Origin of the sequence: Peribacillus folii (genome assembly GCF_030271255.1) — a bacterium.
Classification (GTDB): Bacteria; Bacillota; Bacilli; order Bacillales; family DSM-1321; genus Peribacillus.
Map to the genome: position 1 here is coordinate 101141 of NZ_JASJOM010000005.1, position 13006 is coordinate 114146.

8 protein-coding genes and 3 pseudogenes are annotated in these 13006 nt (G+C 35.5%); all 11 read right to left on the bottom strand.

Features of this window, described 5'->3' with window-relative positions:
* Positions 1-79: 79 nt before the first annotated feature.
* The 11 genes and pseudogenes from QNI08_RS09770 to QNI08_RS09825 all read right to left on the bottom strand — a co-directional run bounded on the left by QNI08_RS09770 (position 80) and on the right by QNI08_RS09825 (position 12775).
* Positions 80-3592: an SIR2 family NAD-dependent protein deacylase gene (locus QNI08_RS09770; protein ID WP_285767241.1), complete on the bottom strand. Its 3513-nt coding sequence runs from the start codon at positions 3590-3592 to the stop codon at positions 80-82.
* A 337-nt stretch (positions 3593-3929) separates the two neighbouring features.
* Positions 3930-4385: an ankyrin repeat domain-containing protein gene (locus tag QNI08_RS09775; protein ID WP_285767242.1), complete on the bottom strand. Its 456-nt coding sequence runs from the start codon at positions 4383-4385 to the stop codon at positions 3930-3932.
* Positions 4386-4517: 132 nt separating this feature from the next.
* On the bottom strand, positions 4518-5054 hold the full coding sequence (locus tag QNI08_RS09780) for a SecY-interacting protein Syd (protein ID WP_285767243.1): 537 nt from the start codon (positions 5052-5054) through the stop codon (positions 4518-4520).
* 17 nt (positions 5055-5071) lie between these two features.
* Positions 5072-6889, bottom strand: a complete 1818-nt coding sequence (locus tag QNI08_RS09785) for a T7SS effector LXG polymorphic toxin (protein ID WP_285767244.1) — start codon at positions 6887-6889, stop codon at positions 5072-5074.
* A gap of 320 nt (positions 6890-7209) precedes the next feature.
* Positions 7210-7311 (bottom strand): annotated as a pseudogene (locus QNI08_RS09790) (MetQ/NlpA family ABC transporter substrate-binding protein); the annotation flags it as partial.
* A 287-nt stretch (positions 7312-7598) separates the two neighbouring features.
* Positions 7599-8036, bottom strand: coding sequence for an SMI1/KNR4 family protein (locus QNI08_RS09800; RefSeq protein ID WP_285767245.1), 438 nt, complete (start codon positions 8034-8036; stop codon positions 7599-7601).
* A 175-nt stretch (positions 8037-8211) separates the two neighbouring features.
* Positions 8212-8721 (bottom strand): ankyrin repeat domain-containing protein, encoded by a 510-nt coding sequence (locus QNI08_RS09805; protein ID WP_285767246.1) that lies wholly within the window; start codon positions 8719-8721, stop codon positions 8212-8214.
* 251 nt (positions 8722-8972) lie between these two features.
* Positions 8973-9424 (bottom strand): annotated as a pseudogene (locus tag QNI08_RS09810) (SMI1/KNR4 family protein).
* 268 nt (positions 9425-9692) lie between these two features.
* Positions 9693-10142, bottom strand: a pseudogene (locus QNI08_RS09815) (SMI1/KNR4 family protein).
* Positions 10143-10315: 173 nt separating this feature from the next.
* Positions 10316-10870: an SUKH-4 family immunity protein gene (locus tag QNI08_RS09820; protein WP_285767247.1), complete on the bottom strand. Its 555-nt coding sequence runs from the start codon at positions 10868-10870 to the stop codon at positions 10316-10318.
* A gap of 57 nt (positions 10871-10927) precedes the next feature.
* Positions 10928-12775, bottom strand: a complete 1848-nt coding sequence (locus tag QNI08_RS09825; protein ID WP_285767248.1) for a T7SS effector LXG polymorphic toxin — start codon at positions 12773-12775, stop codon at positions 10928-10930.
* Between the last annotated feature and the right edge of the window lie 231 nt (positions 12776-13006).

The following is a 13006-nucleotide window of genomic DNA, read 5'->3' on the forward strand; positions in this document are numbered from 1 at the left end:
ATATTAGTTTCGACCGGCTTTATTTTCTTCAACTCACTCTCTATCAAACTTCAAAGCTCTTATACATTAACTATCTCAGTTATTGTTCGAAATGCATTGAAGCTGACCTAACTTCTGGAAGCTTGTGGGTTTGGATAAAACTTCTCCATTCCTCAAAAGACCCTCCTATCTCCTCTGGTTTATATTTCACCAATACGGCTACCAATTTTGCATAACTACCTAATAACTTAAAATCTTGCTGAGTGACAATAAGTGACTCATCATTTTTCAAGGTATATAAATATCTATTTAAATTGCTTATTAACACCGGTACTAATTCGTCGTCAATTAGTTTTGAATCAATTACCACTATTTCTATTAAAACTTGAATTGCCTCATTTAAATTTTCACCATATCCATACTTCAAAATATGAAGAAGTTCCTCTTTTATTAGATTGAAATCTCCATCTATTTCTTTTTTATTAATAAAGATTGAATAGTCATATAGAGACATTACCGAATATTTACTTTTCTCTATATTTCTATCTGACAAACTCTCAATAGTGTAATTAAGATTGTATTGATGCTCGATACCCATTCTCTCTAATACAGGAATTAAAAGCATTGCTTTCTCAGGCTCTTTCGCAAAGATTTCAGTTAATATGGTAAGCGCTCTACTCTTATCTTCTTCTCTTAAATAATCCAAAGGTATTGATCCCCATATATTGTTCTTCATAGCGATTATGAGATTTAGTAAAATTTCGTCAATTGGTATCATAGGATGAACATATTCTACATCTCTTAATAAGGCCTCTTTTTGGCTTTCCCACCATAGGTAAAATTTTTCAAGCCACTGAATATAATATGACTTATCTGGTTTCTTTGTATCATCTAATTCAGTAAGACCTTTGAAAAGATATTGAATCGATCTAAAATACTGAATTACCCCATAACCATCGGACATAGACTTATCTCTATAAAATATCGGAATCTCGTCTTTTATAAACACATCCAATTCAGTATTAGGCATTACATCAGTTCCATCTATAAAGTTATCGATATCTTTCACTATAATAAAATCACTAATTCCCACCCGTTTATCTTTGTCCATTTTTTTTAGTATTTCTCTAAATCTTTCGCGATAAGAATCGTCTAAACTCTCGGCTAAAGATAAAAAAGACAGTCTTATAAATGCAGCTTCTACAATTGAATAATCATTATCATTTTCAAGAACATCTAACAACCTTTCTAACTGGGCTACAGAGACTTTCATTCCTTTAACTTTTTCGGTGTAATTGTAAATCACCAAAATTGGTTCAAAAAAAGAATGCTCGTATAAATCATTACTTCTATAATTTTGACTTCTTAAATTTAATGCGATAACTTTTTCTACAAATTCTTTCGCTTCATCTGAATTCTTCGCATAGAATATCCGATAAATAGTATCTTTTAAAACCTTTAATGTTGGTATGTCCCAATATTTAATGGCCTCTATATAATTTATAATTTTATCGTCAATTTCCAATTTGGTTTCGGCATCAAGAATCATGTATATTCTTGAATAAATCTCTAATGCTATTGAGTTTGGTATTGCAGAATTTGTTCCGTTTAATAAAGAATTCTTAAGAATTTTAATCAAAACGGCTTTTTCATTATTGCCCATACTGTATACATATTCTCGGGTAAAAAGATTTTTAATACCTTTTTGGTTTGCTTTTTGTATTCTCTTTATAAGTGAATATTCTGGGTAAAGTACTTGAATATTCTTCAAAGCCATTTCGTGCTGTTCTCCATCAATTACGTATAAATTAAATTCTTCTATAATTTGTATTAAAGCAAAAGATTCATTAAAAATCGGGTTGAATGAAGTGCCACCTATAAATTTGGTAGAAATCATTTCTTTACCCGGATCAAAAAGAAGTGATTTTTTTGTACCATAACTATAATTTAATTCTTTAATTGACCTTAATAGACTTGTAAATTCTTTTCCTGAATCACAGTACTTCATACTAAGAACCCGTAATCGATCATCATAAAATTCGACCTTAATCTGACTTAATTTATGGAGTATAATGCTTTCCAAAGAAAGTAGACGATAATCATCCATTTTTATTGCCAATAGGCGTCTTACTGTCTGGAGGTATTCTTCAAATAAAACTTCTGCTTTATCTGGTTGATTTATCCGTGTGTATATACAGGCTTTTCTTATTACCCAATCCAATTCCTGTATGCCAACGTCCCATAGTTCAAGTGTATCAATTACCTCTTTGATGCTATTTACATCTAAGTAGAAAAGAATTTTTTCGTAAGTTAACTTATGAGAATCTTCGTCACTTAAGTTTAGTTTACTAAGAATTTTTTCATACTTCCGGAAAATTTCTAAATCATATTTTAATCTAGCCTCTTTTAGTAGTCTCAGAGCTATTGGAATTAAATCAGTTTTTCCATTTTTATAATTTTCCACTATATCATTGAGTCTTTTATATAAAACAGCTTCTAGAGGAATAAGAAACTTATCGTAATACCAAATTAAGTCGTTAATTTTATTTATATCTACTTTTCCGACTTTATTTACATCAATTTTCATTAAAAAATCCGATGAGCTTCTTACAAATCGTAAGGAGTTTTTCTTCCTAATTTCATCTGGCATAACAACCCATCCAGGATATGTTTCCCGATTATAACCGTACTCGTCGCTAAGAATTCTGGCACCTGGTTTATGTGGCCATTTAATTTTTTCGATTCTTTTTTTGTACGATAAAAAATCAAATAAATCTTCGAACATCGATTTGTATGGATTGGAATCTCCTTTATATAACTCTTTAAAATCAATTAATGTAATTCCTTTTTCTTGTAGTTCATCTTTTTGTGATTCTTCATTATATCCTATCATGTATATTTTGGGCATCTGGTCTTTTAGATTACTTCTAACCCAAGATGTCCACTTTGTAAAATTAGGGTCATCGCCAGAGAAACCTATTAAAACGAATGTTGTTTCCATTATTGATTGTTGAACCATATTTACGAAGGGACTAAACTTCGCTGGATAATTATCATAGTCATTTTTCGTGAAAATAAACGGTCTGTTTGCTGGAAAACTACCATGAAGTTTCACTATCCGTGGTTGAACAGAGCTTGGTATATCATTAATCTCGTATACTACTTGATAGCTGATTTCATAAACATTTCTTTTGGCTCTTTCAAGTAAACTATCATAATTAGTTGTAAAAACATCTGTCCAAGGCAACCTTAATAAATCAGTATGTAGTGAACCTGGTTCAAAATTGTCATCTGGAATTGCAGCTTTTAACAACTCATCTAGTGCAGATCTTCCGTATTCATCCGAATAAATTTGTGCTATATCTAGCACGTCCTTCTTTTCGATTTTATGATGATGTGACAAATCTTTAATCAGTTGAGCTTTTAAATCTCGCCACAAAGCCATACCCTCAAATGACGGTTCTATCTTTGATGCATTTCTGCTGAATCCTGCACCAACCATAACCGATACTCTACTTTTTGAATCGTTACTCCATAATTTATCTCTTATTTTCTTTAAATGGGTATACATTTTCAAATCACTTTTATAAAGATCTTCAGGTAATTTTTTCATATGTCAACCTTTCCTCTCGTTCATCATAAATTATACAACTTTTGAAAAACATGGTTACTAAAAGTGTAAGTTATCTACTCATTTAATTCAGCTATGTTTTCTTCTATAATCCGATCATCTATATTTCCGAACCTTGCAGAATGAGTTAAAGAAAGACCAAAACAGTCATGTAGTAAAAAGTATAGATATCTCATAAAAGAAAAAAACACATGTTGCCTAAAAAGCAATCAAGTGCTTTATGGTTAGCTATTTAAAGTAGTCTATTACTAATCACATCTTTAAACTAACGAGCCTGTTAATTTCGTAATTTTTTAGGCTTATTTCCTGTAACACTTTTTTATTCTTTTTCATCCGTTTTCTCCTTTAAATAATCAGCAATTTCCGTTTGTCCTCTTTCAATGGCAAATGCATAAGCATCCATATCTCTCATGTTGTCACCAGAGTATTTTATAGATATATCTATATTATAATTAACTAGCAATTTAACAATTTCAAAATGACCACCATATATTGCAGCAAACAGAGGATTCCTATCTGGTTCACTAGTATCAATCTCAACATTCTGGTTAATGAGATATTCGACAATATCTAAATGGCCTTTTGTAGCTGCTCTTTCAAGGGCATTTGTAGAAAAAGTTCCGCCCTGTGCATTAGCATCTATCCCGGCATTAATAAGATATTTTATCATTTCTAAATGCCCATGAGCTGCTGCTATATGTAACCATGTACCAAAGGGTGTTACCCATGTTAACATTTCTGGTTCTTTCTCAAGTAAATCTTTCCAAGTCAGCACCTGCCTCTGTTCCTTTCTTTCGGCCTTTAGGAGGGAATATGGGCGTACATTAAGATATAATATATTCTTCAAATTAAAAAGTTGATAGAACCACTTACCTCGGTTTTATCAACTTCTACTGTCTATATAAGATTATCTTTTTAACCTTAGTTTAGAAACCAATGCTTCAATACTTTCTGAAATAACCTCAAATGAATTCCTTTCGAAATCCTCTAACTTTACTTTACCGTTCTCGTTATCAATTACCACTAACAAACCATTACCTTCAGTACCTAAAGGTATATTTTCTAGTCTATTATTATGATTGCTTTTATATCCCTCTAAGGTCCCCCGGAATGAATCAAATTCAAAGTTTGGCAATACCGCCTCTAATTTGATATAGAAATCATTTATAAACCCGTCTAAATCAGCGAACCAATATGAATTAAAATATTCAATAATTGATTTATGGAAAACCACTTCTAAGTTCTCTTCTAACTGTTTTAAGTCATGTGAAGTAGTTTTTTCTACAGGTTTCCATGTAATATAATCTTCTTCGTCAACTTCACCTTCATAAATTATTGAATTAACATCTTCAGTCACTGGAGTCTTAAATAAGAAGTCCATTCCTTCATCCGCAAGCTCTTGTCTCAATTTAAAGTATTGACCAATTGATTTCTTTATAGACATAAAATCCTCCTTTTCGTTTACTTATTTAAAAATTTTTCAAGCAATTCAGCATAAGTAGAATCACTTCCCCAAACTTCCGCTGCCTTTTCAGCATTATGAATTCCACCTGATCCCGGATGTAATTTTGCTGGTACTGCTACAGCTTGACCTCCTCCACCAATATGATGGTGAATAAGTGTGTCATTGTACAATTCCTTTATATCATATTGTGGGAAGTGTTCTCTAAATTTTTTATCATTAACTGGAGAAAATCCCAATTCTATTTTTTGGATATTCATTTTGCTTAAATATTCAGGGTTTTTATTCATTACTTCTTTCCAATAGTAATCTTTATCTCGTAACCACCCTTCCGAATTTGTACTTCTTTGCCCCTTTCCAACATAAGGCATTTCAATGGTAAGTCTAGGGTCTGCGGTATACTTTTTCTCTAATCTTTTTAAATCTGCATTACGATAAGTTCTAATTTTATGGTCAGGATTACTTCTAACATTATCATTAATCTCCGACTCCACCCTAGCCATCGAAACCAACCGTTCCTTCAACCCAACCCCATCAACCACATTATAAGGGACCCCACCTGCCATCGACAGCTGGTTCTTCGGGTTGTAGGGCAAGAGGTTAGGGATAGAGAGTTCTTTTGCCTTCGTAACGCCGTTTATTGCAGCTGCCTTTGTTGTAGCAACACCAGTCTTCGCTACAGCACCCGCTCCTTTTGTCCCCACCACTGTCGTGACGACGGTTCCGAGGGCGTATGTGACCCAGTGAGAGCGGGAGTAGGCGTCGCCATTTATCATGTCTCGTTCGTATGAATCCGAGATGGCTTTGGAGATGTATGTATAGGTTTGAATTGGGTGCAGGATCGAGTTTGCTACGCCTTCGACCGCTTGCATTGGATCTGTGACGAGGTCATAAATGCCTGTGACGAAGTCTTTTCCGACGTCGAACAGGCCAACGCCGATTCCTTTGGCGATGTCTGCGGTTTGTCTGGCGTTTTCTAGCTGCATCACATATTGCTGCTGGGCGGGCGCTAGGTTTTCGTAGCCGATTTGCTTGGCGATTTGGAGGAATTCATCAGGATCTGTGACCTGGTCAAGCTGGGCCTTGAGTTCTTTGATCCGGCGCTTCTCGGCTTCCGCTTGCTTCACCTGGAGATATTGGGCGGTGTCTTTTTTCCTTACCTCCAGGTTTTTATAGGCTTCGCTATTTTTGTAGGCTGTTGCGTTAAAATAGAGCGGGGATACTTGTCCTCCCCTTGTGCTGGATGCTTTCAGTTGCTCCATGAGTGCCGTTAATGCGGCTTGGTCTTGTTCGGATGTGGCGTATTCAGAGGTCCACTTATGGTCGATTTCGTTTACTTTGTGGATCGTTTCGGTCCGTTTATTTTCGGCTTTTTCGATGTTGTCAAAGAACGTGTCATCGGAGAAGGGCTGCAGCTGAATGATATCATCAATTTCGGCAAAGATTTTTTTCAAGTCGTTTTTCTGGGCTGTGACCATTTCCTTGGCATTACGATTGGCGTTTTCGAGCTCTCCTTCTAAAAAAGGGACCGTGACCACGGTTTCATTCAGGTTCGCTTCGATTGCATCGCCTTGAATGACGTTAAAGAAGGCAATATGCCGCTCAATCAGGCGCAGCCAGGCATCGACGACATCGATCTGCGCCGTGTAAAAGCCTTTGATGGCCTCGGCGCCCTGACCCTGCAGCTCATCATCCAAATGGACGATACCCGCAAATCCTTTTTTCAATTCGGTGAGCTGTTCTTCTAAGTGCTTGTATTGTTCGACACGCGTTTGCATGGCAGATAAAAGTGTTTGAGATTCGTAAATCAATGACATAATGGAAAGTCCTTTCAACTGCTTTTCTAATAAAATCTTAGAGGTTACCAGATTTCCTTTTTATGTATTAACTTTATTTACTGTAAAATTATGGACTGATTATATTTTAGAAGAGTTTCTATATTTATTCAAGAATTGAGGGTACTTTTTACTAAACGGATTTATTAATATAAAGAAGGTAGGAGGATAATAGAGTATTTCCTTAAGCTTTGTAATATCGAACAAAGATATGATGTCCAGGAGCCACAAAATTGGCAAAGTTAAAAACACGTAAAAAAGGGCTATTCCTGTTGAATGACTACCCATTCTTTGTATCAAAATTAAAAGGCCTGTATGGCCGTTTCACTATATTTCTCTTCTAAAAATTTGCGTATCTCTGGGCTTGTCATAGCCTTGGCCAACTTTTGGTTTGGCTCAGAATCCAAATATTCACAAGTAAATTTAAAATCAAGAAAGCCAACGCATTTTCAAGCAAATGCCCCTTCCAAGAAAGAAATAGCAAGGTCCCGACAGGCAAACACTTGCGGGTTAAATGCTTACAATGACTTTATAAGTTATTCTATCAAGAACCGGATGAAAGGGTTTCAATCCACCTAAGTGTTAGAAATTGATACTCAGGAGTAGAGTTAAAATATTAAACGGTTCACTGGGAAGCACTACAAAAACGGGAACCTTGAAAGGCAATTTGCCAATCATGGATAAGTTTTTATTACTCCATCATATCAAAAAAGTATTCATTTTCTTTATCAACTTTTTTTATAAAACTCTCTAATGAATCAGCTATTTTATTGTCAAAGAAGTGTACAGAGTTCCTTTGAGTATCATTTAAATCAAGGGTTAAATATACACCCTCGTTTACTTCATAAAAAACAAGTTTGTCTGCTTCTTCATATATCCTCTCTAGGGCAGGGTCATACTCAAAGATACCTTCCCTTAGTGTTATATCTGTAATAGTATCAGGATCCATTAATCTACTTATTGAATTCTCATTATTGCCTTTTAAAAAACCATAACCAACTTCTAAGTAAAACTCCCTTAATTCAGGGGGAAATTTAAATTTGAGTCTTTCCTCCGCTTTAATAAGGTCTTTTTCTTTTAATGGAATAAACTTATGATTACTATTTTTAATATAATCAAATTTAGCCAATATCAATTACCTCCTTGAAAACAATTTATCTGATGGAGATCCTTTACCATGAATGCCTGCCTGATGCTTTATGAATTTTTAAACCTGTTGTTATATCTACATTTCTATAAATCTAAATTCATCCGTTATTAGATAACATTAAATTTGTAAGTTTTATAGTAACAGTATGATCTCTTTATTCTTTTTCATCCATCTTTTGCTTTAAATATTCAGCAATTTCTGTTTGGCCAAATTCTCTAGCATATTCATAAGCATTCATATTCTTAATATTTTCTCCAATGTATTTAATTGAAATATCTATACCGTTTTCAACTAAGAGCTCAACTACTTCTTTATGGCCGCCATAAATTGCTCCAAATAATGGGTTTCTTTTCGCTAAGCTCTCATCTAATTCTGCGCCTGCCTCTATTAAATACTGTACTATCTCCAAATGCCCCGCTCCTGCAGCCAATCTTAGAGGAGAAGCATCAAAGATATCACCTTTTTTATTAATATTGATTCCTTTATGGGTCAGATATTCTACTATTCCAAAATGTCCTTTCTTTGCTGCAACATGTAACCACGTACCAAATGGTGTCATTGTATGTAAAGAATCTGGATTATCGGCTATTAAACGCTTTACTTCATTAATATCACCGAGCTTAATAGCATTTCTTATAGTTTTATTTAGACTTTTTACATCCATAACATTACCTCCTATATTTCTACTATTTTGAACTAGGTCTCCCAATGTTCAAGAGCTTCAACAGTCCTTAACCAATTCACTACGTTCTCTAAACAAACAAGGTTATGTTGTCCTATTACGGCATTGGGCGCCCAAATAAGTCTAAATGAATAAAAAAATGGATAGGCCCTTTGATTTTCGAAAGGCTATATCCACTTCTTCTTTATATGAAAATATTTCTTACTTTATAACAAAACATGATACCTCAGCTTTTACCAATCTTCCTCATCTTCATCCCAATTATCTTTAGCCTCCTCAAGGCGGTCAATAAAATAGTCTAAAAAATTATCAGCAAGCTTTCGACCATAGCCTTCTTGATTATCCCACATTATAACTGGACATTCTCCATTTTTCATTTTATTAGTATCGAGGCAATAGGCAAATTCATCAATATCTTCTATTACCACAATTCCATCGATTAAACCATAATACCTTTGATGATCTTTGGTAGCAGTTACTACTGACCCGTAAAACCATATCCAATTATTCTCACTCCAAAAAGTCCACCGTAACCATAATTTCTTAAAAACCACTTATAACTATCCGGTAATGAGACTTGTAATTTTAGTTCAGTTTCTTTTACTTTGTCTTCACTTACTCCACCAGTAAAATCATCACCTTGACCATATTCCTTTATAAATTCTTGTAACTTAGAATAATTCAACCAAATCACCCTTCTAATCTTAGATATTGTATTGCAAGGCTCTCCACCTCTAATACTTTGAAATCCTTGAGATGATGATATTTATACTGTTTCTTTCATTCCTTTCGGGCAACTTTACAACTCTATATAAGTTATAAAAAATCCTCGACTGACTTTATCAATCGAGGTACGTAAAATTTATTATCGTAATACAAATCCTTGATGCTACAACATCATGATTAATTGATTTTCGTTAGTCCCATCTATAAATTGTATCTAGTGATTTATTTTAAAAATCTTCTTCCCATGCATCTTTTGCATCCAATAATCTTTGTGATAAAAACTCATAAAAGTTCTTTGCTGTATTGTAGTCATCAAGTCCCCTTTATCTATTCCATGCTATTACTGGGCACTCATTATTCTCCATTATGCTTGTATATAAACAATATACATATTCTCCAGCATTTTCAATAACTACTAAATCCTTTTCCAATCCTAAATCTCTATAACTCTTCGTGTTAACAACAACAGGAGCCCTATTTGACTTAGCTACTCCTAAAACATCGACACCAAATGATCCACCAGAACCATAGGTAGTTAAAAACCACTTATAACCTTCTGGTAATTCCACTCCTAGCTCATTTTGGACAATATTAATTTGACTTTCATCTACTCCACCTGTAAAGTCATCTGATTCCTTATGTTCATTAATAAAATTTGTTAATTCCTCTTTATTCATTCAGTATTCCCCCTGCCAACAACGTTCAACTTTTCACCCTCCCGCCATTAACTTTACTTTTACATTAAACCAAAAACCTTGAATAGCGTTTAGCCAATCAAGGTTTTCGTACATCTGAAAATATTCTTCTGTATCTATAATATTAAATGTAATACTATTTCATCTTATATATTTTATTCACTAAAGCTGACAAGTTCTTCTTCCCAGAACCCACCTTGAATTAAAGAAACAGCGTCAATTTGATGAAGGCTCTTGGAAATCCAGTCTAACAATTCTTTAGTTGCATTTTTTTCAAGATATGCTCTTCTTCCATTAACAGCTTTTACCTTTTTTATAAATTCTACATAGAAAAGCAAAGACTCTGCAAACTTTGCTATTGTAGAATTTATTAATACACTATTATCTTCATTATCATAATCAATATATACGACCTCAGAGTTAGATTCATTAATACATACTGGATTTCCGCTACCAGTATACCCTAAATATATAAACCTATCATACATTTTTCCTAAACTATTATTTTTTTCAGTTAGTCTAATCCCCCCACCATTGGTTGAAGATTCGAAAGTTAGAAAAGGTGGAGCAGACTCAGGTAATCCTGCTTTAATTAAAAAATTTTTGGTTTCATTAGTTAAGGAAAATGAATTAATATTAGATTCATCATAATTAACCAATCCATAAGTGTCACTATTCCATTTGTTCAAAAACTCCTGTGGCGAAATCATATTTTATACCTCCACTATTTATAAATAATTTATTTCAGTTGATTGTTTGTAATAATGTTATGGTTTCTTTTCTGAAGTAAATACTTCTCCAATTTCAGTCAACGGGTCGTTCCCCCGAATATTGTGTTCTTTCTCAAAATTGTGTATTCCTCCAAAGCCTTTATGCAATGATTGTGGAACTGCAGCTGCTTGACCTCCGCCACCGATATGGTGATGTATTAGTTTATCACCCTTAGTATTATTATACTGAGGAAAATGTTTAATAAAATCATCATCTACTATAGGGACTAGTCCATTCTCAATTCTTTCAACGTTTGCTTCGCTGAAAAATTCAGGATGATTATCTAGTAATTCATTAAAGTGTTTCGAAGCACTTCTTTCCCATCCTGCTGCGTTAGTTCCGCTTTTTTTCTTTCCCTTATAATTCATTTCGGTGACGAGTCTATGGTCAGCCCTGTATTCTATTGGTATTTTTTCAATTTCAATATCACGGTAAGCTCTAATATCATCACTATAATTAACTTTCAATTTATTTTTCACAGCATTACCCGTACTCCTACCACCAACCTCCGACTCCACTTTCGCCATCGAAACCAACCGATCCTTCAACCCAACCCCATCAACCACATTATAAGGTACTCCACCTGCCATCGACAGCTGGTTCTTCGGATTATAAGGCAACAAATTAGGAATCGAGGCTAGTTCTTTTACTTTCGCTGCACCTTTAACTGCAGCCGCTTTTGTAGTCGCTACCCCTGTCTTCGTTATGGCTCCTGCGCCTTTTGTCCCCACCACTGTCGTGACGACGGTTCCGAGGGCGTAGGTGACCCAGTGGGAGCGGGAGTAGGCGTCGCCGTTTACCATGTCTCGTTCGTATGAATCCGAGATGGCTTTGGAGATGTATGTATAGGTTTGAATCGGGTGCAGGATCGAGTTTGCTACGCCTTCGACCGCTTCCCCTGGGTCAGTGACGAGGTCCCAAATTCCTGTGACGAAGTCTTTTCCGACGTCGAACAGGCCAACGCCAATTCCTTTGGCGATGTCTGTGGTTTGCTTGGTGTTTTCTAGCTGCATGACCAGCTGTTGCTGGGTGGGCGCTAGGTTTTCGTAGCCGATTTGCTTGGCGATTTGGAGGAATTCGTCTGGATCTGTGACACGATCGAGTTGGGCCTTGAGGTTTTTGATCCGGCGCTTCTCGGCCTCCGCTTGCTTCACCTTGAGATATTGGGCGGTGTCTTTTTTCCTTACGTCCAGGTTTTTATAGGCTTCGCTATTTTTGTAGGCTGCTGCATTAAAATAAAGTGGAGATACTTGTCCTCCCCTTGTGCTGGATGCTTCCAGTTGTTCCATAAGTCCCGTTAATGCTGCTTGTTCTTGTTCGGATGTGGCGTATTCAGCTGTCCACTTATGGTCGATTTCGTTTACTTTGTGGATCGTTTCGGTCCGTGTCGTTTCGGCTTTTTCGATGTTGTCAAAGAACGTGTCATCGGAGAAGGGCTGCAGCTGAATGATATCATCAATTTCGGCAAAGATTTTTTTCAAGTCGTTTTTCTGGGCTGTGACCATTTCCTTGGCATTACGATTGGCGTTTTCGAGCTCTCCTTCTAAAAAAGGGACGGTGACCAAGGTTTCATTCAGGTTCGCTTCGATTGCATCGCCTTGAATGCCGTTAAAGAAGGCAATTTGCCGCTCGATCAGGCGCAGCCAGGCATCGACGACATCGATTTGCGCTTGGTAAAAGCCTTTGATGGCCTCCGCGCCCTGCCCCTGCAGCTCATCATCCAAATGGACGATACCAGCAAATTCTTTTTTCAATTCCGTGAGCTGTTCTTTCATGTCCTTATATTGTCCGGCACGCTTCTGCATGGCAGATACAAGTGTTTGAGATTCGTATATCAGCGACATAATGGAAAGTCCTTTCAACTGCTTTTCTACTACCTTGCTTTCGTTCGTATGTATGACTTACATCTTTTGTTAAATTGTGGATTATCTATAGTTTAGAAGAGTTTCTTCATTTATTCAAGAAATGAAGGGGATTTCAAAAAGGTTTTTACCCTAATAGGTCAACCGCATCCAGAAATAACCAACGGAAATCAAGCAAGTTTTTCCCTCGTGAAAATGTTTTGTGGTATGATA

What these genes read in the sequence shown, in the direction of transcription:
- QNI08_RS09825 (WP_285767248.1), bottom strand. Translation starts at nt 12,775, where the DNA reads ATGTCGCTGATATACGAATCTCAAACACTTGTATCTGCCATGCAGAAG.
- QNI08_RS09820 (WP_285767247.1), bottom strand. Translation starts at nt 10,870, where the DNA reads ATGATTTCGCCACAGGAGTTTTTGAACAAATGGAATAGTGACACTTAT.
- QNI08_RS09785 (WP_285767244.1), bottom strand. Translation starts at nt 6,889, where the DNA reads ATGTCATTGATTTACGAATCTCAAACACTTTTATCTGCCATGCAAACG.
- QNI08_RS09770 (WP_285767241.1), bottom strand. Translation starts at nt 3,592, where the DNA reads ATGAAAAAATTACCTGAAGATCTTTATAAAAGTGATTTGAAAATGTAT.
- QNI08_RS09805 (WP_285767246.1), bottom strand. Translation starts at nt 8,721, where the DNA reads ATGGATGTAAAAAGTCTAAATAAAACTATAAGAAATGCTATTAAGCTC.
- QNI08_RS09780 (WP_285767243.1), bottom strand. Translation starts at nt 5,054, where the DNA reads ATGTCTATAAAGAAATCAATTGGTCAATACTTTAAATTGAGACAAGAG.